This window comes from Pseudomonas sp. SJZ074 (assembly GCF_007828215.1).
In the GTDB taxonomy this organism is placed as follows: domain Bacteria; phylum Pseudomonadota; class Gammaproteobacteria; order Pseudomonadales; family Pseudomonadaceae; genus Aquipseudomonas.
In genome coordinates, this window is the sequence record NZ_VIUE01000003.1 from 261,369 (window position 1) to 282,053 (window position 20,685).

12 protein-coding genes are annotated in these 20,685 nt (G+C 60.8%); 7 read left to right on the forward strand and 5 right to left on the reverse strand.

Annotated features, from left to right (window positions below):
* Positions 1 to 77: 77 nt before the first annotated feature.
* The 3 genes from FBX99_RS05695 to FBX99_RS05705 are packed head-to-tail and all read right to left on the reverse strand — an operon-like array spanning position 78 to position 9,797.
* Positions 78 to 713, reverse strand: a complete 636-nt coding sequence (locus FBX99_RS05695; protein WP_178111842.1) for a hypothetical protein — start codon at positions 711 to 713, stop codon at positions 78 to 80.
* On the reverse strand, positions 703 to 8,067 hold the full coding sequence (locus tag FBX99_RS05700) for a DUF637 domain-containing protein (protein ID WP_145130882.1): 7,365 nt from the start codon (positions 8,065 to 8,067) through the stop codon (positions 703 to 705). The genes FBX99_RS05695 and FBX99_RS05700 overlap by 11 nt, the downstream gene beginning before the upstream one ends.
* Before the next feature lie 23 nt (positions 8,068 to 8,090).
* A complete protein-coding gene (locus FBX99_RS05705; protein WP_145130884.1) occupies positions 8,091 to 9,797 on the reverse strand; it encodes a ShlB/FhaC/HecB family hemolysin secretion/activation protein in 1,707 nt (568 codons plus the stop codon).
* 301 nt (positions 9,798 to 10,098) lie between these two features.
* Here FBX99_RS05705 and FBX99_RS05710 point away from each other — a divergent pair, with 301 nt between their 5' ends.
* The 3 genes from FBX99_RS05710 to selO are packed head-to-tail and all read left to right on the forward strand — an operon-like array spanning position 10,099 to position 16,741.
* Positions 10,099 to 11,841, forward strand: coding sequence for a potassium/proton antiporter (locus tag FBX99_RS05710; protein WP_144927999.1), 1,743 nt, complete (start codon positions 10,099 to 10,101; stop codon positions 11,839 to 11,841).
* Positions 11,842 to 11,877: 36 nt separating this feature from the next.
* Entirely contained in the window at positions 11,878 to 15,240 is a 3,363-nt protein-coding gene (gene mscK / locus FBX99_RS05715; RefSeq protein WP_145130886.1) for a mechanosensitive channel MscK, read from the forward strand.
* A 37-nt stretch (positions 15,241 to 15,277) separates the two neighbouring features.
* Positions 15,278 to 16,741, forward strand: a complete 1,464-nt coding sequence (gene selO / locus FBX99_RS05720; RefSeq protein ID WP_145130888.1) for a protein adenylyltransferase SelO — start codon at positions 15,278 to 15,280, stop codon at positions 16,739 to 16,741.
* Between the two features lie 82 nt (positions 16,742 to 16,823).
* Here the strand turns inward: selO and FBX99_RS05725 are convergent, their stop codons facing one another.
* Positions 16,824 to 17,102, reverse strand: coding sequence for a hypothetical protein (locus tag FBX99_RS05725; protein WP_145130890.1), 279 nt, complete (start codon positions 17,100 to 17,102; stop codon positions 16,824 to 16,826).
* Positions 17,103 to 17,249: 147 nt separating this feature from the next.
* On the opposite strand from FBX99_RS05725, the gene trxC reads away from it, so the two are divergent.
* Entirely contained in the window at positions 17,250 to 17,684 is a 435-nt protein-coding gene (gene trxC, locus FBX99_RS05730; protein ID WP_144927984.1) for a thioredoxin TrxC, read from the forward strand.
* A 119-nt stretch (positions 17,685 to 17,803) separates the two neighbouring features.
* Here trxC and FBX99_RS05735 read toward each other — a convergent pair whose 3' ends face one another.
* On the reverse strand, positions 17,804 to 18,574 hold the full coding sequence (locus FBX99_RS05735; protein WP_145130892.1) for a ParA family protein: 771 nt from the start codon (positions 18,572 to 18,574) through the stop codon (positions 17,804 to 17,806).
* Positions 18,575 to 18,922: 348 nt separating this feature from the next.
* Between FBX99_RS05735 and FBX99_RS05740 the strand changes: the two genes are divergently transcribed.
* The 3 genes from FBX99_RS05740 to FBX99_RS05750 are packed head-to-tail and all read left to right on the forward strand — an operon-like array spanning position 18,923 to position 20,677.
* Positions 18,923 to 19,651 carry a beta-ketoacyl synthase chain length factor gene (locus FBX99_RS05740; protein WP_145130894.1) on the forward strand — a complete coding sequence of 243 codons (729 nt, stop codon included), beginning with the start codon at positions 18,923 to 18,925 and terminating at the stop codon, positions 19,649 to 19,651.
* Positions 19,627 to 20,439: a 1-acyl-sn-glycerol-3-phosphate acyltransferase gene (locus FBX99_RS05745; protein ID WP_145130896.1), complete on the forward strand. Its 813-nt coding sequence runs from the start codon at positions 19,627 to 19,629 to the stop codon at positions 20,437 to 20,439. The genes FBX99_RS05740 and FBX99_RS05745 overlap by 25 nt, the downstream gene beginning before the upstream one ends.
* Entirely contained in the window at positions 20,420 to 20,677 is a 258-nt protein-coding gene (locus tag FBX99_RS05750; protein ID WP_024779865.1) for a phosphopantetheine-binding protein, read from the forward strand. The genes FBX99_RS05745 and FBX99_RS05750 overlap by 20 nt, the downstream gene beginning before the upstream one ends.
* The last annotated feature ends 8 nt before the right edge of the window (positions 20,678 to 20,685 follow it).

The following is a 20,685-nucleotide window of genomic DNA, read 5'->3' on the forward strand; positions in this document are numbered from 1 at the left end:
GAGGCAAGGAGGCCGGCCAGATAACTCCCAGATTTATTTACGAATCAGCAAAAAAAATCCACGCCATCACCCTCCAATCAATTCAATAATCCGCACATCACTTCTGACGACCCTGTGGATAAAAAACCTCGCTCACCGTCATCAAACTCGCCAACCCTCTTAAAAAGCAGGCCTTTCTTTTCACGTATCAAGTAATGCAAATCCAAATCATCCGATACATTCCCGGACCACCCCACATCCAAAATACTTTGAACATCAAAGCCGCTAGGTAGCGCAGCGATGTATGAGCAGCGTTCAACCTCAAGTATTTTCACCAAAGACTCAACCGAATCTCTCGATAGCCGCACAGCGCCAAAAAATTTTAACCGCCCATCCGCCTCAACCATGCGTTCTTGCAGTTCACTGCCACCTACAACTTCATTTCCACGGAAGCTTAAAGCTCCCCACAACTTGCGGTATCGGATCACTCGTGTATCTGGCTGCCATGCTGAACTACCAACAAAAAACCAGATATCGTAACCGAGTATTTTTTTTTCAATTAATGAGAAAATGTAATTTAACACCAGAACCAAAGAATTACTTGATGACCCAGCCACCATAAAACTCGCCACAGATATAGTCTCGGCCATCCCCCCCTGCGGACGGTCAATATTGAATACCTCGTTCGGTATAAAAATATTAGGCGCGCTCAAAATTTTAATATCAATAGTCATAGTGATTTCCGGTTTCATCGTTAAAGTGGGAGCCGCGATTTTGTGGATTTCCCACACCGAAATCATGACCTCCTGCATCATCACGGATCCTTACCGTTCTGGTACCACCGCCTGAAGCTGGAACCTCAAACTCATAGATTGCTCCCGGCTGGGGATTACCGCGCTTATCAACATTGGGTATGACACGACTAGGTTGCTGGCTTGTGGGGATGCCTGATTCACGCTTAGCTTCATTAAAAGCACCGCTCCGTCCCGCTCCTGGCGGACTCATATTTTCAGGTACTGTTCCCTTTTCTTTCTCCCCTACAACCCCAACCTTAACCCCGGTTGTACCACCCTTCCCCCCAGCCGTCGACGCGAACAATCCCCGATCCGGACTCAATCCATTCGACGCAAGCTCGGCCAGTAATGCAGCACCATCGCCGTTTTCGGTGCGCGTATGCTCGATAATGCCGGTATTGATGGCCCGCTCGTTACTCCGCGTGATTTCCCAAAGTGCTGCCGAGCGATCGAACCCCGAGCTTCTGCCGTCATGCAGCAATTTTTCATTGGCCGGAATCTCATCCGCCAGCTGCTTCGTAATCTGCCCACAGCCCGCCGGATTCTGCTGGCAGTACTGCCCGAACTCCCGGTTCCGGGCTGTGTCGAGGTTGTTGTAAAAATCCCGGATGGATTGGCAATCAGCTGGCGATGTGCAGGTGTTGAGCTTCTGCTCTCTCTCCACCAGTTCCGCATGGAACAGGTAGTTGAACGTGGTCGCTTTCTCGGCAATCTTCGAACCGGTATTCAGATCGCCGTTGACCGAGGCCGCAGCCAGTAGGCCCGTCAGTTGCGACAGCATCAGTTGCAGGTGTTCGTTTTTATCCGCCACTTTGGCCATGCCGGGAATCAGCGCTTCATTCAAACCGGCGGCTACCGCGCCGGTCTTGAAGTCACTGCCCGTCAGTTCAGCCAACAGACCACCCATGATCGCGTGGGCAACAATTTTCTCAGGGCCGCCATCCGGGAACTTGATGGTATCGCCCACCCAGTTGAAGCCGGTCGCCATCGCCACATTGCCGGCTTCTCCCAGCAGGGCAGCATTGAAGTTGCTGCCAAAGCTGCCACCGCCAATCGCGGTGGAAATGCCGCTGGAGATTACCGCTCGCCCAGTCGTGCGGATGGCCGTGTCAGTCGCGTTACTCCAGCGGAAGATGTCCTTGGAGGAGTTACTGGCGCTCGATGCCGAACCTGCTGAGCCTGTCGACGGCTCGACGCCTTGAGTGGTAGTGCTTGCGCTGTCGGCGCTGGTAAACCAGTTCTCGTCTGCGTATCTGAGTGCACCAGCAGTGAACCCGGCAATGGCTGCGTTCTTCAGGCTGTCGGCACTGGCGGTTTCCTTCAGCGCAAGGCCCAGGTTGCCTTTGTTATCGATGGTGCTGGTGACTGCCGTGGTGCTCAGGCTGGCCGCGACAGCCAGGTTGCCGCCCGTAAGTCCGAAGCCGGCGGGCCCCATGATGAACGACATCAGGATCGCAATGGCAATCTTGGCGCCCGCGCCCAGGCCCGAGTTCTGGTACTTGAAGCTGTCGTGGATTTCCTTCACCTGGCGCCAGTCGATGTCACCACGCGCCTCGGCCTGTTTCATCCAGGCCAGGCCCGGTTCAGCCTTCACCATCGCGTCGATGGTCTGGCTGACACTCTGTTTATCGACTTGCTTGACGTCGATACGCAGGCCGTCAACGGCCTTGATGACCAACTGTCCTTGGGCGACGAGCTCGCTCTGGCGCAAAGTTTCGTCGGTGCGTCCCTCGCCTTTCATCTTGTACCAGGCCAGGTCACCTTTGCTCTTGGTGTGGCTTTCGTCGTGGTAGTCCTTGACCCCCTCGAAGATGATCCGCCCACCACTGTCGAGGGTCAGATCATTGCCACTTTGCAGCTTCGCCACCTGGTAGGTCTGATCCCCACCGCTGATCAATTTCAGGTTGCCCCCGGCCTTGATCTCGCTGCCGATATGAGTGATCTGCGTCACCTCATCTCGCTTTGCGGCGTTACTGCCCCAGCTCCCCTTCTTCTTCATGTCATACAGCGAATAATCCCGATTCTGCTCAGCCAGCAGACTTATCTGCTTAGCCGCAACCAGGTAAGCCTCGTCACCCGCCGTAATCTTGCTCGCTACCACCGACAGGTTGTTGCGCGCAGCAATCGCTACATCCCCGCCCGCATTGAGCGTGGTCGCCTGCTGCTGGACATGGTCTTCTTCCTTGTTGATCTTCTTGCCACTGCGCTTGTAACGGTATTCGCTGGAGGTCTCGTTCGCAGCGGCAATCAGTGATACGTCGTTACCGGTGAGGTTGATATCGCCTTTGGCTTCCAGATGGCTGGCGACGACGGTCAGGTTATTGCCCGCGTCGGCATTCAGGTCGCCGCCGGCCTTGATTTCACTGGCATGCTGCACGGTCTGGCGCTGTTCCCAGAAGTGGCGCTTGTCCTTGCGCATCGAGCCACTTTCTTCGCGAGCCGCGGAGATGACGATGTCTTTTCCGGCGCTCAGTTCGACGTCGTTGCCCGCCGTCATCGCGCCGCCCACGTTCAGCAAATCGCCCGCAGCCCGCACGGTGAGGTTGTTGCCGGCCTCGATGCGTGCAGCATTGTCGACGATCGAGGTTTTCGAACTGAAGCCCGTGCCGCTGTTCTCAACGGTGGTGATGGTGCGGTCGTTGCGAATATCCCCGCTCAACGTCGACAGTTCGACGTCCTTGCCCTTGAGAATGCCGCCCTGGATGTTGACCAGGTCTTTGCCGGCAACCAGTTTGAGGCGCTCGCCGGCTTCGGCCAGGCGCGTGTTGACCAGGTTGTTCCCGGCCGCTGCCGAGAGGTTTTCGCTGGCCCGCAGCGTGCCGAAGTTCTTCAGGTCGGTGCCTGCGATCAGCGTGAGGTTCTTGCCCTGGATCAGCGCGCCGTCCGCCGTCAGCCGGTTGTTGGCCTGGGCCAGGTAAAGCACCGGCACCAGGACGTGCTCACCCTTGACCACCTGGTCTTCCATCCAGACGATGTCGTGGGTCAGTGCAGCAACCTGTTGTGAGGTGAGGGTCACGCCAACGGCCAGGTTCAACTGATCCTTGCTGGCGATGGCATTGTTCATCAGGTACTTGAACATGCCTTCGTCGCTGGTCTGCCCGGCGATGAAGCGCTGGCCGGTGCGGGCAAGCACCGCTTGTTGAATCAGGCGTTGTTCATACAGGCCATCGCCCAGGCGTTTCCAGCTGGTATCGGGGTCATAGCCCAGGTTGCGCAGCAGGTAATCCGAACTCATGAACCGCTTGAGGTCGGTGAGCGCTGGATTGGTCTCGATCAAGTACTTGGGACCGACGATGACCCGGCTCGCATCCGATCCCTGGACGGTCGCACGGCTCTGGTCATGGCCGTTTTGCGCCGCAGCGCCGCTATCAACGACACGGAACAGGCCGTTATCGCCCGTCGGCAAGGAGAACCCGGGCATGCTGGTCGGGTTCACCTGTTGCTGCGCGAGGTCCGGCGGTAATTGCGGATTGAGCACCACCACCGCAGGCTGCGTGGAGGTGGCGACATCCGTCGCCGCTGTTCTGGCCGCCCCCGCCGATGGCGCCTGGAACTGCACGAGGCTGCTATTTTCCAGTTTCTGGGTGGCCTGGATGTCGATGTTGCCCCCCGATTGAACGACCGCCGGCGCCATCGGCGCACCCGGTGTCACGGTGGTGATATCACCCACCTGACGGAAGCTGTTGAGTGCATCGACAGGGACTTCCTTCGGGTTGGCCTGGGCGTTATACGGGAAGATGTATCTCGCCCGGAAACGCTCGTCGGTTCCGTCGGTCACCCTACCGGTGTTCCAGGTACGCGTCCTGACGCTGGTGCCGGCAGCAGCGCCGACGTTGGCAAAGTTGTCCGCCTTGATCAGCAGGTCGGCACCCGAGGCCATCACGCTGTAGTTGTTGGAGACTGAGGAGCCGTCAATGGTCAGCTTGCCGCCACTCATCAGCGTGGCGCTGGCCGAATCCTGGAGCACTACGCTCTTGTAGGTTTCAGTGGCGACATAATCGACGTTGTGGTGATCGCCACCACAGTCATAACACGTGACGCTGATGGAGCCCGACACCAGCTCATCGGTGGTGGTGAAGACGTCCTTGCGATTGATCAGGACGTTGCTGCGCAGCGACATGTCCTTTGCCGACTCGAGGGTGCCGGAGATGTTCTCGAGCAACTCACTGCGAGCGACGCCATCTCGCGCCGCGACGTCCAGCACTCCAAGGCTGTAGACGTCGCCAAAAGCGTTGGTGAAGGTGTTGAAGCGCAGCGCCATGTCCGCGCCGCTGAAGATCAAGCCACGATCGTTGCGCGCCTCGTTGGCGCTCAACTCGACAGCTTCGGCGCCGCCGAGCGTGCCGGTGTTGGTCAGACGGGTCGCGGCCAGGGAGAATTTGCCGCCCCCGGTGATTCGCCCGCCGTTGGTCACCACTCCCAGGCTGGTGATGCGGGTGTCGCCACCGCCGGCCAGGCGCGAACCGCTGGACAGATCGACGCTGGCCGCGCTCAGGTCAAACCGACCGAAGCCACTGGCCTGACTGTTTCCGGTACCGACATAGGCCCCACTCAATCGTAGATCCAGGTCACCGTCGCTGCTGATGATGCCCGCGTTGTTCCAGGTGCCGCCCGTGGCCAGGATGCTTTGAACGGCGCTCAACTTACCGCTGCCGGATTGATTGAGTTGACCGACCTTCAGGTCCAGCACATCGGCCTGGATATCCGAACTGTTGTCCCAACGCGCCGCGTCGACGGTCAGGGTGCCCGAGGTCGTCAGGCTGCCACCGACGTTGCTGAATCGGGCGATGTCCACGTCCAAAGTGCCGGTGCCCACATGCCGGACATTGCCGTCAGCGTTCTGGAATGCCGCCATCTGCAAGGACAGGTCCTGGGTGGCCGCCTCGATGGTGCCGCGCTGGTTGTCCAACAATTGGGTAATCGTCAGGGTCGCGGAGCCCTGGGTGCCTACCGAACGCAGCTTGCCGCCCTGGTTGTCGATCGACGCAACGCCGATCAGCAGGCCATTGGCACCCTCCACCAGGCCGCGCTGGTTGATCAATGCGCCGGTAAGGCCGAAATCAATGGTGTCTCCTGCCGCTCGTCCATCGCTGTTGTCCAGGTCACGGGCGCGTACCGTGAGTGCCTGCTTGGCAAGCAGGTCACCGTTGCGGTTTTCGAGCGTGACGGTGGAGACCTCAGCGGTCCCGGACAAGGCCGCCACTTGCCCGCCATTGTTGAGCACCGCCTGCTTCGCATCGAGCTCGACAGACTGTGCCTGGATCAATCCGGCATCGCCGCCTGCGCTGAGCGATTCGCTGTTGTCCAGCACCTTGTCGAGCGTGACTTTCAGCCAGCCCTCGACACTGGCCAGCACGCCGCCACGGTTATCGAGATTGAGAGCCTCGACCTCCACGTTCCCGGCCTGGGTGATGGTGCTGCCGTCCTGGTTGACGAAGTCGCCGGAGACATCAACCTTCAAGTCTCCTTGGCTGAGCAGGCTACCGTTGCTGTTATCGACGCCACCGCCGATGATCGTCAGTCCCTGCTCGGTGCTGATGATCGCTTTACCGGTATTGAGCAATTGCTGGTTGGCCGTCAGGCTCATGGCCTTGACCGAGGCGATATAACCCTCGTCCGTGTTGTCGATGCTGTCAGCGGTCAGGGTCAGTTTTCCCTGGCTGATCAACTTGCCGTTCTGCTGGTTGAAGGTTTTCAGCGTGGCGACGAAATCTCCCTGGCTGGTGACCTGACCGCCGCTGTTTTCAACGTCATTGCCTTCAAGAGTCAGCGTGGCGTCGGAAGCAATCTTGCCGCGGCTGTTATCGAGGGTTTTCGCGTCGATCGCCAACGAGCTCTTGCCACTGATCACACCTTCACGGTTCTTTAGCGTCTCAGCGACCAGGGTCTGCTTGCCGTCGCTGGCGATGATGCCTTTGTCACGGTTATCCAGCGTTCCGGTCGCTGTCGCTTTCAGGTCACCCTGGCTGACCAGCGTACCCGCGCGGTTGTCGATATCCTTACCCTTGAGTGTCAGGGTTCTCGCCGCAGAGAAAGTGCCGCCGCGGTTGTCGAGGGTCTGCGTGGTTGTGGCTTTCAAGTCACGACTGGCGATCACGCTTTGCCCGTGGTTGTCGATGCTGCCCGCCGTGAGAACGACATCGCCGACCTGGTTGCGGGTGTTGTCCGCATTGACCCCCGCTTCGATGACGCCCAGGTTGTTGAGCTGACCGTCGGTCGTCAGCGTGACACCGTCACGTGCGGCAATGGCGCGTCGATTGTTGATGTCGCCCTGGGTCGTCGCCTGGACATGGCGGCCCGCATAGATGGTGTCCTGAGCGTCCAGGCTCTTGGCGTTGATCTCGACGGCGCCCGCTGCCGTGGTTTGCGCCAGACTCAAATGTCCATTGGCATCGAGCTGAATGTCGCCACCGCTGGCGATCATCTTGCCGTCCAGCTTCACCCCGACACCAGCCTCGGTCCCCACCAGCTTGATTGACCCGGCGTACATGCCGCCCAGGGCCGAGGAGTCGATCGCCAGTTGCGGCTTGGGACTGCCGTCATCGGCGCGTGCAGTGGCCTTGAGGGTGGCGGCATCGACGTCGTTGCGACCGGCGACGATGGTTAGGTTTTTCGCCTGGATCTCGGCGTTGATCTTGGCGCTGCGGGTGATGATCTCGAAGCTGTCGATGTTGTTGGCGTTGAGACCCGCGCCTTCGATGGCCACGCTGCCCTGGTCCACCTGGTAGCGGCTCAACCGACCATTTTCGATCACCGGTTTGCCGGTGGTCAGGGTCGCCTTGGGCGTGTTGATGAAGCCGCAGCCGTTGCAGGTGATGCCGTAGGGGTTGGCGACGATGACATGGGCCGACTGCCCCGCCACTTCGGTATAGCCGCGCAACTGGCTCGGGCTGCCGCCGTTGACTTCGTTGAGGATGGTGGTGGCGGCCGCGCCGTTGAGGTTCGGGTTGCCGAGGATGATCCCGCCCAGTTGCGTGGACTGGGTGCGGGACGTGGCGTTGTTGAGGATTACGCCGTTGCTGCCGACGTTGTAATCCGTGAACTGGTTGTGGGACAGACCGCTGCCGTTGGGCTTGGCGATATTGACGATGGGCACACCGTTGCCTGCCTGGCCTAGGCTGGTGCCCGGCGCACTGACGACGATACCGTCGGCCTGGGCCCACATCGGTTGCCAGAACATGACGTTGGCCAGCAGGAACGCCAGGCCGCGCTTGGGCATGCCGCAGAACCGTTCGCGGTTTTGCAGGGCAGCAGAAGGTTGGCGGGCCAGCAAGGCGTATTGGCGGTCGTCCATGATCAGGTCTCGTTGCAACAGAATTAAATGGATAGATCAACGCGGAAATAGATCGGCGCTTCACGCTCGGTCAGGGCATCCGGGCGTTCCAGGGAGTGGGCGAAGGTGACGCTGGCGGTGAGGTGCTGGCCGCGGGCGAACAGCTCCAGCGAGTTGCTCGACATGCGCCCGTGCTGATCGCCGTTGTAGCGGGTCCCGCTGATCACGCCCTGGTCATAGCCCAGGCTGGTGCCGTATTCGGCAAATACCGGACGCAGCCATTCCAGGGTCACCGGGCGGCTCCAGCGCAAGTCGTTGCGCCAGTAGCCACCGTTGTCGCCGGCCAACGACTGGTCCTTGTAGCCACGAATCGAAGACTCTCCGCCCAGGCTCATGCGCTGCGGGCTGAACAGCACGTCTTCGCTGCGCTGGCCGGTCATCAAGCTGCTGAAGCTGAAAGACTCGTCCCACAGTTTGAACGGTTGCAAATAGCTGAGCGTGGCGGTGTATTTGCGATAGCGGGCGTCAGCCTGGCCGGGTGCCGGGTCGTGGTTGGCCTGGGCATCGAAGGCGCCGATGCCTTGCTGCATGCCCAGGTCGAGGTTGACGAAGGCACTGCCGACCCGACGGCCGTGGTTGATACCGAACTGCGCTTCGCTCAGGCGATTGCTGCTCAGGGCCAGTTTGCTGTCTTCGATGAAGTTGTTGCTGCGCAGGTAGGCCAGACCGGTGTTGAGGGAAGTCTTGCTCATGGCGTCGCGATAGATGACACGCTCGATCCGCAACTGATGGTTCTGGCTGTCGCCGCTTTGCTTGAAGTTGAAACCGTTGGCCGCGATCTGCGAGCGGTACTCGCTCTGGCTGTAGGTGTAGCTGACGTTCCACCAGCCAAACGGCAGGTTGTAATAGAGCATGGCGTTGCGCGAGGTGTGCTGGTGATCGCTCATCGCGTCATGACCGCCGCGCAACATCAACTGATCGGCCAGGCCCAGCGGGCTGTCCCATTCGAAACGGGTGCCCCATTGCTGCTCGCCAGTGCTGCGCTGGCCGTCGTTGCTCCGGTACAGCCCGGCGCGCCAGGGCTTCTGCGGGGTATTTTTGACCAGCACTTCACTGCCGCCGACGTTCTGGCCGGGGGTCAGCTCCATTTGCGCCTGGTTCGAAGGCAGGCGATTGAGCTGGTCGACCATCTGCTCGATTTCCCGCAGGTTAACCAGCTCACCGGTCTTACCGGGAAACGCCATCGCCAACTCACGCGCCGACAGTTGGCTGTTCTCGGCGCCTTTCAAGCCTTCGAGCCGGCCCTCGACCACCAGCACTTGCAGATGACCGCTGGACAGGTCCTGCTGCGGCAAGTAGGCACGGCTGGTGACCAGGCCTTTTTCGATGTAGTGATCGGTGATGACCTTGAGCAATTCATTGAGCTGGGGCACGCCCAGGCATTGGCCGATGTAAGGCTGGAGCAAACGCTCGCGCTCACCGGCCGAAAGACTGTCGGCGCCCTTGAGTTCGATGGTCTTGATGGGGAAGCAACGGGTATCGGCCGGAGCGGTTGGCTGGGTCGGTTTCGCCTCTTGGCCCGGCAGGTCCTTGAGCTCTTCCAGACGGCGGCGCTGCTCTTCGAGCAAACGGTTCTGGCGCTCGCGGATCAGGTCGGTTTCACCGGGGGTAGGAGCGGCATGGGTCGAAGCAAGCGGAGACAGGCACAGCAAAGCCAGGCACAACCTCGCCCAATGGGCGGGTGTAAACATGTTCGATCCCTCGAAAATGACATCCAAAAAGCGGCGCGATGTTAGGTAGCCATCTTTTTTTCGTCAATTGAATATTTGAGCGCTGAGGATATTGTTGGGATCGCCTTTTCAAAATCAGGCGCCTCCGGTACGAAGGTAAGAAAGGTTTCTGTGCAGGGCCGGAAGCTTCCTGCAAAACGGTCAGAGAAGCCGCAGCCCAAACCTTTTTTGACAGCATCGCATTTCAACAGGTTAGAATCGCTGGCACGCAGACTGCATGGCCGGTTTGTGCCCGTCTTTCAGTTTTCCCGGAGTACTGCCTTTGACTGCGACGACCATCAACAGCCTGTTCTTGATCGGCGCGTTGCTGGTGGGTGCGAGCATCCTGGTCAGTTCTCTTTCTTCCCGACTGGGCATCCCGATCCTGGTGATCATCCTGGCCGTGGGCATGGTTGCCGGCGTCGATGGGGCCGGTATTCTTTTCGACAACTACGCCACGGCCTATCTGGTCGGTAACCTCGCGCTGGCCGTCATTCTGTTGGACGGTGGCTTGCGTACGCGGGTCTCGAGTTTCCGGGTGGCCTTGTGGCCGGCGCTGTCGCTGGCGACGGTCGGGGTGTTGATCACCACCGGGTTGACCGGCCTGGCGGCGGCGTGGCTGTTCAACCTGAACCTGATCCAGGGCCTGCTGATCGGCGCCATCGTCGGCTCGACCGATGCCGCGGCGGTGTTCTCGCTGTTGGGCGGCAAAGGCCTGAACGAGCGGGTCAGCGCCAGCCTCGAGATCGAGTCCGGCAGCAACGACCCCATGGCGGTGTTCCTGACTGTGACCCTGATCGGCATGCTCGCCAGCGGCCAGACCGACCTGGAATGGAACCTGGTGGGGCATCTGGTGCGTGAGTTCGGCATCGGTGCGGTGCTCGGCCTGGGCGGCGGCTGGCTGATGTTGCAACTGGTCAACCGGATCAACCTGGCCAACGGCCTCTACCCGATTCTCGTCATCAGTGGCGGCCTGGCCGTGTTCGCCCTGACCAACGCCCTGCACGGCAGCGGCTTCCTGGCGGTGTACCTCTGCGGCCTGGTCATCGGCAATCGCCCGGTGCGCAGCCGCCACGGCATCCTGCACATGCTCGACGGCATGGCCTGGTTGGCGCAGATCGGCATGTTCCTGGTGCTGGGGCTGCTGGTGACGCCCCATGACCTGTTGCCGATCGCCTTGCCCGCCCTGGGCCTGGCGTTGTGGATGATCCTGTTCGCACGGCCGCTGTCGGTCATCGTCGGCCTGCTGCCCTTCAAGGCCTTCCATGGTCGCGAGAAAGCCTTCATCTCCTGGGTCGGGCTGCGTGGCGCGGTGCCGATCATCCTGGCGGTGTTCCCACTGATGGCCGGCCTGCCCCACGCCCAGCTCTATTTCAACCTGGCGTTCTTTATCGTGCTGGTGTCGTTACTGGTCCAGGGCACGAGCCTGCCCTGGGTCGCCAAGTTGCTGCATGTCACGGTCCCGCCGGAGCCCTTGCCGATTTCACGGGCGGCGCTGGAGGTTCATGTCACCAGCGAGTGGGAGCTGTTCATCTATCGCCTCGGGGCGGAAAAATGGTGCATCGGCTCGCCCCTGCGGGACCTGAAAATGCCCGATGGCACACGTATCGCAGCGCTGTTTCGTGGCCAGCAACTGCTCCATCCGTCGGGTAGTACGGTGTTGGAAACCGACGATCTGCTCTGTGTAATCGGTCATGAACATGACCTGCCGGCCCTGGGAAAACTCTTCAGCCAGGCGCCACAAAGGGGCCTGGATCTGCGCTTCTTCGGCGACTTCGTACTCGAAGGAGACGCCCAACTGGCCGCGGTTGCCGCCCTGTACGGGCTGAAGCTGGACGGCATCGATCCGGACTTGTCCCTGGGCCGTTTCATTGCCCAGAAAGTCGGTGGCGCGCCGGTGGTCGGTGACCAGGTGGAGTGGAACAACACCTTGTGGACCGTCGCGGCCATGGACGGGAACAAGATCGGCAAAGTGGGCGTCAGATTCCCCGAAGGAAGTCGCCCGGGTCCCGGCTTGTTCCTCTAAACTGCTCCCATTCTTTAATCTGCTCGTCCGGTCTCTATGCCTACCCTGCGCTCTTTCTTCGCCATCGCCCTGCTGGGCCTGAGTCTTTCCGTCTCCACGCTGCACGCAGCCGAACCGCCCACGAGCGACTCGGTGCAGGCCAGCCTGGACAAGATTGCCGACCGCAAGCTGCCAGAAGCCGACCAGAAAGCCTTGCAAGCCATATTGCAGGACACCCTGGCCCAGCTCGCCAGCAAGGCTGACTACGAACGCAAGCTGCTCGCCCTCAAGCAACAGTTGGCCAGCGCACCGAAGCAGAACATCGAAAACCAGCGTGAACTGGCGCGGCTCAAGAACACCGCAGTGGTCCCCGTGGCACAGCGCTATGCCAACCTGCCGATTCCCCAGCTCGAGCAAATGTTGACGGAGCGCTCCACTCAGCAGGGCGACCTGCAAAAAGCCCTCGCCGATGCCAACAGCCTGATCATCACCGCCCAGACCCGCCCCGAGCGCGCCCAGGCGGAAATCGCCAGCAGCCAGACCCGCATCCAGCAGATCAATAGCATCCTCAAGGCAGGCAGGGACGCCGGCAAGCCCCTGAGCGCCGAACAACGCGATCAGCTCAACGCCGAACTGGCAGCCCTCAACGCGCTGATTCCGTTGCGCCGCCAGGAACTGGCCGGCAACAGCCAGCTGCAGGACCTGGGCAACGGCCAGCACGACCTGTTGATGGAAAAGATCGCTCGCATGGAGCAGGAAATCCAGGACTTGCAGAACCTGATCAACCAGAAGCGCCTGGCCCAGTCCCAGGAGACGGTGACCCAGCAGTCCATCGAAGCCCAGAAGGCCGGCGGCAGCAGCCTGTTGGCAACCGAAAGCGCGACCAACCTGAAGCTCTCCGACTATCTGCTCAAGAGTACCGACCGCCTCAACGAGGTGACCCAGCAGAACCTGCAGACCAAGCAGTTGCTGGACAGCGTCACCCAGACCGACGCGGCCCTGGATGAGCAGATCAGCGTGCTCAAAGGCAGCCTGTTGCTCTCCAAGATCCTCTACAAGCAGCGCCAGACCCTGCCACGCCTGAAGCTGGACCAGAACCTCGCCGACCAGATCGCCGACATCCGCCTGTACCAGTTCGAAGTCAGCCAGCAACGGGAGCTGCTGAACAATCCGAGCGCCTACGTGGACAACCTGTTGGCGTCCCAGCCGTCGGAGCAAGTCACGCCGCAGCTGCGCAAGACCCTGCTGGACCTGGCCCTGACCCGCGTCGACCTGCTGGAACGCCTGAGCCGCGAATTGAGCGCGGTGCTCAACGAATCGATCACCCTGCAGCTCAACCAGAAACAACTGCTCAGCACCGCGCAAAACCTGCGGGCGACACTCGAAGAGCAGATGTTCTGGATCCCCAGCAACAAACCGCTGGATTTCGAATGGATGCGTGGCGTGCCGGCTCGCCTGGAAAAGCAGGTCGACTCGCTGCCCTGGACTTCGAGCCTCAGCGAACTGGCCGACGGCCTGACACAGCGACCGCTGCTGTTCCTGCCCCTGGCCTTGCTGATCGGCGCGCTGCTGTGGCGGCGCAAGCACCTCTACGCCCGGTTGAACAAGGTTCACCAGGACGTGGGGCACTTCAAGCGCGACAGCCAGTGGCACACACCCCAGGCGATCCTGATCAACATCCTGCTGGCGATGCCGGTCGCCCTGGGGCTGGCCCTGTGCGGCTTTGCCTTGCAAATCGATGCCCGCGGCCAGAACGCCAACCTCGGCGCAGCCCTGTTGCAGATCGGCCAGGCCTGGCTGGTGTTCTATACCGCCTATCGCATCCTGGCACCCGGCGGCGTGGCCGAGTTGCACTTCCGCTGGGAAAAACCGCAGGTCGAATTCCTCCAGGGTTGGATCCGTCGGCTCGGGCTGGTGGTGCTGGCGCTGGTAGCTGTGGTGGCGGTGGCCGAGTTGCAGCCTTCGACACTGGCCGATGACGTATTGGGCATGCCCGTGGTCCTGACCTGCTATGCCTTGATGGCCTGGTTGCTCAGCCGTCTGTTGCTCAGCAGCCCGACACACCGCAACGCCTCCCTGTTCCGCAAAGCCGTCGGGGTGATCTTCACCGCACTGCCCATCGCGCTGTTCGTCGCGGTGTGCTTCGGCTACTACTACACCGCGCTGAAGCTCAGCGACCGGCTGATCAATACCCTGTACCTGTTGATGTTCTGGCTGGTGATCGAGGCCACCTTCGTACGTGGTCTGTCGGTAGCGGCCCGACGGCTGGCCTACCAGCGTGCCCTGGCCAAGCGCCAGGCGGCCAAGGAGGCCGGCGATGGCGAAGCCGTGGTCGAGGAGCCGACCCTGGACATCGAGAAGGTCAACGAGCAGTCCCTGCGCCTGATCCGCCTGGCCCTGCTGGGCGGCTTCATCGCCGCGCTTTACTGGGTCTGGTCGGACCTGATCAGCGTGTTCTCGTACCTGGACAACATCACCCTCTACGAGTACACCAGCGGCACCGGCGTCAACATGAGCATGGTGCCCATCAGCATCGGCGACTTGCTCGGTGCGCTGATCATCATCGGCATCACCTTTGCTCTGGCGCGCAACCTGCCGGGCCTGCTGGAAGTGTTCGTCCTGTCGAAACTTAACCTGGCCCAGGGCAGCGCCTACGCCACTACCACGCTGCTGTCCTATGTGATCGCCGGCGTCGGCTTCGTCACTACCCTGTCCACCCTGGGCGTGAGCTGGGACAAACTGCAATGGCTGGTGGCCGCGCTGTCGGTGGGCCTGGGCTTCGGCATGCAGGAGATCTTCGCCAACTTCATCTCCGGGATCATGATCCTGTTCGAGCGCCCGGTGCGCATCGGCGACACCATCACTATCGGCAATCTGTCGGGCACGGTCAGCAAGATCCGCATCCGCGCGACCACCATCACCGACTTCGACCGCAAGGACATCATTGTCCCGAACAAGACCTTCATCACCGGGCAACTGATCAACTGGTCGTTGACCGACACCGTCACCCGGGTAACCCTGAAACTGGGCGTGGACTACGGCTCGGACCTGGATCGGGTCCGGGAACTGTTGCTCAAGGCGGCCCGTGACAACCCGCGTGTGCTGAAGGAGCCGGAACCGATCGTGTACTTCCTGAACTTCGGCGAGAGCACTCTGGACCATGAGTTGCGTATGCACGTGCGCGATCTGGGCGACCGCAATCCGGTGCTGGACGAGATCAACCGTTTCATCAACCGTGAGTTCAAGAAGGAGCACATCAACATCTCCTTCCGGCAGATGGAAATCTACCTGAAGAACCTTAGCGGCCAGGAATACAAGCTGGTGCCCGCCGAGCCCGAGAAAAAAACCATCACGCCCGCGCCTGCGTCGGTAACCAGCATCAAGCCGGTAGCGGAGCCGCCCCAGGACACACTCGACTGATCGCGGGGTGCCAGCAGGCATCGCGCCGGAGACGGCCATGAAAACGCTGGAAACCTTGTCCTTCGATAACCGCTTCGCCCGCCTGGGCGACGGTTTTTCGGCCCATGTGTTGCCTGAACCCATCGACAACCCACGGCTGGTCGTCTCCAGCCCGGGCGCCATGGCACTGCTGGATCTGGACCCGGCCGAAGCCCAGGCGCCGTTGTTCGCCGAACTGTTCGGCGGACATAAGTTGTGGGCCGAAACCGAGCCTCGGGCGATGGTGTATTCCGGACATCAGTTCGGCCACTACAACCCGCAACTGGGTGACGGACGAGGCTTGCTGCTGGGAGAGGTGTACAACGAAGCCGGCGAACACTGGGACCTTCACCTCAAGGGCGCGGGCCAGACACCGTTCTCACGGATGGGCGACGGACGGGCAGTGTTGCGCTCTTCGATCCGTGAGTTCCTGGCCTCCGAAGCACTTCATGCCTTGCACATCCCCACTACCCGTGCCTTGTGCGTGATCGGCTCGGACACCCCGGTGTGGCGCGAAAAACAGGAGCGCGCCGCCATGGTGCTGCGCCTGGCACCAAGCCACGTGCGTTTCGGTCATTTCGAGTATTTCTACTACACCAAGAAACCCGAGTTGCATGCCGCGCTCGCCGAGCACGTATTGAGCCTGCACTTCGCCGAATGCCGTGAACAGCCGGAACCGTACCTGGCGATGTTCCGCGAAATCGTCGAACGCAACGCCGAACTCATTGCGAAATGGCAGGCCTATGGCTTCTGCCATGGCGTGATGAATACCGACAACATGTCGATCCTGGGCGTCACCTTCGACTTCGGGCCGTTTGCCTTCCTCGATGACTTCGACGCCAACTTCATCTGTAACCATTCCGATGACCAGGGTCGCTACTCCTTCAGCAACCAGGTGCCCATCGGCCAGTGGAACCTCAGCGCCCTGGCCCAGGCCCTGACGCCGTTCATCAGCGTTGAAGCCCTGCGCGAGACCCTGGGCTTGTACCTGCCGCTTTACCAGGCCCATTATCTGGACCTGATGCGCCGTCGCCTCGGCCTGACCACTGCGGAGGACGATGACCAGAAATTGGTGGAGCGCCTGCTGCAGCTGATGCAGAACAGCGGCGTCGACTACAGCCTGTTTTTCCGCCGGTTGGGTGATCAATCGCCTGAACAAGCCGTCGCCAGGCTGAGGGATGACTTCGTCGACCTCATGGGTTTCGACGCCTGGGGCGCGCTTTATATCGCCCGCGTCGGCCGTGAAGGCAACGTCGATCAGGAACAGCGCCGGATCCGCATGCACGCGGTGAACCCGTTGTATGTACTGCGCAACTACCTGGCGCAGAACGCCATCGATGCCGCCGAGTCAGGCGACTACGAAGAAGTCCGCCGCCTGCACAAAGTGCTGAGCCGCCCGTTCGAGGAGCAACCGGGCATGGACAGCTATGCACAACGGCCGCCGGAGTGGGGCAAGCATCTGGAGATCAGTTGCTCGTCGTGACCCAGCTCAATAGCTGGAATCGGCTTTCAGCCAAACGCTCTTTTGTGGCGAGGGGATTTATCCCCTCGCCACAAAAGCTGTCTCACCCGACCTTATCGTTCCTCTGCTCAGGCGTCTCGATTCCCGGCTCTGCCTCGGTGGCATCCTTGTCAGTGGGTTTGGCCGGCGTTTTTTTCTCGGGATAGCCGGGCAGGCCGCGGGCGTCTTCGGGGGTCAGTTCGTCTCGTTCGTGACGGCGATCAATGGCATAGGCGGGAGCGGCGTTCGGGTCCTCGTCGCGACCGGCGGTGCCGAGTACCCAGCCGTCGTCGTTGGGGTTGTCCTGCGGTGCGTGCGTGACAGGTTCTCGAGGATGGCTCATGGGACCTCCTTGGGTTGCGAACAGATGCGTTGTGGTCTTTTTGAGGCCATCGAAGGGCGTCAGTGCGGCGCATCTGATGAATGGCAGCCTTGATAAACCGCCTCGCAGACACCAGATCAGCGTCATGACTGTCTTCTGGAGCCCACCATGCCTGAGCTGATGCTGATTCCCTGCCCCCAATGCAACGGGCTCAATCGCCTACCTGCAGACCGTTTGGACGACCAGCCCAAGTGCGGGCGCTGCAAGGCCCCGGTGCTACTGGACAAACCGTTCGAACTCAAGCAGGGCGACTATGCCAGCCAAGTCAAGGGCGACCTGCCGTTGCTGGTGGATGTCTGGGCGGACTGGTGCGGACCCTGCAAATCCTTTGCGCCGGTGTTCGAACAGGCCGCCACGCAACTGACCGGCAAATGCCGCCTGGCCAAACTCGACAGCGAAGCCAATCAGCAGTTGTCGGCGCAATTGGGCATTCGCTCGATTCCCAGCCTGATCCTGTTCAGGAATGGCAAGGAGGTCGCACGGCAAAGCGGGGCGTTGCCCTTGCCGCAGTTGATGAACTGGTTGCGCAGCCAGGGCATTTGAAACCACTTCACTGTGGGAGCGAGCCTGCTCGCGATGCGCAGGCACATTCAACATCGAGGCGCCTGTCAGCCCGCTATCGCGAGCAGGCTCGCTCCCACAGGGACGGCAGCGGCTGTTGATCAGGCGTTTTCCAGCAACCCGTGCAACTCCACGAACTGCTGGGTCAGCTTGTGCCGTGCGTCCAGGTGAATCAGCGGCAAGCTTGCCTGGTGGGATTCACGCATGCGCACCGAACTGCTCAGGTACACCGGCAGTACCGGCAAGCCCTCGGCGATCAGTTCGTCGAGCATTTGTTGCGGAAGGCTGGCCCGGGCCTGGAACTGATTGACGACGATGCCTTCGATCTCCAGGCCATCATTATGGTCCTCCTTGAGTTCTTCGATTTCCGCCAACAGGCCATACAAGGCCTGGCGGGAAAAGCTGTCGCAATCGAAAGGAATCAAGACGCGATCTGCAGCAATCAACGCCGAAACCGCGTAAAAATTCAGCGCCGGGGGCGTATCCAGGTAAATCCGGTCGTAATCATCGTCCAACTCTTCGAGCAATTTGCGCAGCTTGTTGATCTTGTGCTTCGCCTCAAGCTTGGGCTGCAGATCCGTCAGCTCGGCAGTGGCGGTGATGACATGCAGGTTATCGAACGGCGTTTCGTAGATATCGACCTTGTTCTTCTTCGAGAAGGGTCCGGAGGACAGGGTTTGCTTGAAGAAGTCGGCAATGCCCATGGGGATGTCGTCGCCGGTGAGACCGGTCAGGTATTGAGTGGAATTGGCCTGTGCGTCCAGGTCCACCAACAACGTGCGATACCCTTCGCTGGCGCTGACCGCCGCCAGGTTGCAGGCGATGCTGGACTTGCCCACCCCACCTTTCTGATTGAATACCACGCGCCGCATGTCAAAACCTCCGTGTATCAAAGATTCCCGAGTGTAGTAGGCGATGACACCGCTTCGCTACCTTCAGCATGGATGGACTACAGCGTTAGTGGCTTTTTCCGGTAAAGAAGCGTCAATTCGCGCGAAGGATGACGGAAGCAGCCGACAGACAGGTTCATCACAATCGCGATAATGAGCTGGCCGAGCCGGGACGAACCCACCGTCAGGTTTTCCCGTTTTAATGTAACCATTGTTTGCTACAAGCCAACGGCACCGGGATAATGCGCGCCATTTGGGTCGCAAGGCCATGCTGGGTTGGACGCGGGTCAAACCACTGAACCGTGACAATAAAAAGCCCGCAGGGGTGGGATGAATTTTTTGATCAATTTCAATATCGCCCAATGGCGCGCATGGGCCCCTGGGCTCGAAAGCGTGGACGACTGGCAGGCCTGGAGCCAACAGCCGGTGATATTGCCCGCCAACGACGCCGCCCCTGATGTCTCGTTCCTGCCGGCCATGCAGCGCCGCCGCCTCAGTCGCCTGGCGCGGATGGCCTTCAGTGTCGGCTGGCCCCTGGCCGAAGGCCGGCCGAACCTGCCGTTGGTCTTTATTTCCCGCCACGGTGAAACCCCGCGCACATTTGAGATTCTCAAGGACCTGGCAGCCGACCAACCGTTGTCGCCCACCCAGTTCAGCCTGTCGGTGCACAACGCAGTGATCGGCCTGTGGTCGATCATGCGCAACGAAACCAGCGAGATGACGGCCCTGGCCGCCACGGGCGACGGTCTGGAGCATGGCGTACTGGAAGCCGCCGCGCTGTTGAATGAAGGTGCGCCGGCGGTGCTGCTGGTCATCACCGAAGAACAACCGCCCCAGGTCTATGCACCTTGGGTTGACGACGTGCCGTTTCCCTATGCAATGGGGCTGCTGCTTACCCCGGGCGAAGACTGGCAACTGGCCTTGTCCACCCCACAGGTTCAACCGTCCGGCAGCGACTGGCCCCATGCCCTGAATCTGCTACGTACGCTACTGAACGACGAAACCACCTGCCAACATGCCTGGAAGAATCGTGTATGGACCTGGCAACGCAACCGGTGACGGGCAAGAAGCATCGCGACGCCTATTACTGGCGCCTGCTCGCGACCGCTGCAAGCTTCGCCCTGTTCGGGCTGGGCGGGCTGTGCCTGCGGTTGCTGGTGTTTCCACTGCTGGCCTGGTGGCCCGGCGATCCCGAGGCCCATCGGCAACGGGCCCGGCGCACGGTTGGGCGGCTGTTCTGGTTCTTCATCCGGTTCATGGCCCGCACCGGCGTGCTCACCTATCAGATCCACGGCGCAGAAAGACTTGGCCGGCCCGGACAAATGATCATCGCCAATCATCCGTCGCTGATCGACGTGGTCTTTCTGATCGGATTGGTGCGCGATGCCAACTGCGTGGTCAAGCAAAGCCTCTGGGACAACCCCTTCACCCGCGGCCCGTTGCGCTCGACCCAATACATCAGCAACGACGGCAGCATGGACATGCTCGACGCCGCCAGCGACGCCCTGAAAGATGGCCAGGCCCTGATCGTGTTCCCCGAGGGGACGCGCACCCAGCCAGGCCAGGCGCCGGCCTTTCATCGGGGCGCCGCGGCCATTGCCCTGCGGGGTGCGAAAATCCTCACGCCCGTGACCATCAAGGTCAGCCCGACCACCCTGACCAAGGCCGAACCCTGGTACCGCATTCCCCAGCGACGCGTGCACTTCAGTTTCCATGTGGGAGCCGATATAGATCCAGGATCGTTCGCCACGCTCGGCCCACCGCCCCTTGCTTCGCGCAGGCTCAACGACTTTTTGCATCACTATTTCATCAAGGAGCTCGCCGAAGATGAGCGATCTGCACCGTGACATCAAACAGCTGATCATCGACGCCCTCGGCCTGGAGGATATCGAGGTCGACGACATCGGTGACCACCAGACTCTGTTCGGCGAAGGCCTGGGCCTGGATTCTGTCGACGCCCTGGAGCTTGGCCTGGCCATTCAGAAACAGTACGGCATCAAGATAGATGCCGACGCCAAGGACACCCGCAACCATTTCAGCAATGTGGCAAGCCTTGCGGCCTTCGTCACTGCAAAACGCGCTTGAGACCGGAC

What these genes read in the sequence shown, in the direction of transcription:
- FBX99_RS05695 (WP_178111842.1), bottom strand. Translation starts at nt 713, where the DNA reads ATGACTATTGATATTAAAATTTTGAGCGCGCCTAATATTTTTATACCG.
- FBX99_RS05700 (WP_145130882.1), bottom strand. Translation starts at nt 8,067, where the DNA reads ATGGACGACCGCCAATACGCCTTGCTGGCCCGCCAACCTTCTGCTGCC.
- FBX99_RS05705 (WP_145130884.1), bottom strand. Translation starts at nt 9,797, where the DNA reads ATGTTTACACCCGCCCATTGGGCGAGGTTGTGCCTGGCTTTGCTGTGC.
- mscK (WP_145130886.1), top strand. Translation starts at nt 11,878, where the DNA reads ATGCCTACCCTGCGCTCTTTCTTCGCCATCGCCCTGCTGGGCCTGAGT.
- selO (WP_145130888.1), top strand. Translation starts at nt 15,278, where the DNA reads ATGAAAACGCTGGAAACCTTGTCCTTCGATAACCGCTTCGCCCGCCTG.
- FBX99_RS05725 (WP_145130890.1), bottom strand. Translation starts at nt 17,102, where the DNA reads ATGAGCCATCCTCGAGAACCTGTCACGCACGCACCGCAGGACAACCCC.
- trxC (WP_144927984.1), top strand. Translation starts at nt 17,250, where the DNA reads ATGCCTGAGCTGATGCTGATTCCCTGCCCCCAATGCAACGGGCTCAAT.
- FBX99_RS05735 (WP_145130892.1), bottom strand. Translation starts at nt 18,574, where the DNA reads ATGCGGCGCGTGGTATTCAATCAGAAAGGTGGGGTGGGCAAGTCCAGC.
- FBX99_RS05740 (WP_145130894.1), top strand. Translation starts at nt 18,923, where the DNA reads ATGAATTTTTTGATCAATTTCAATATCGCCCAATGGCGCGCATGGGCC.
- FBX99_RS05745 (WP_145130896.1), top strand. Translation starts at nt 19,627, where the DNA reads ATGGACCTGGCAACGCAACCGGTGACGGGCAAGAAGCATCGCGACGCC.
- FBX99_RS05750 (WP_024779865.1), top strand. Translation starts at nt 20,420, where the DNA reads ATGAGCGATCTGCACCGTGACATCAAACAGCTGATCATCGACGCCCTC.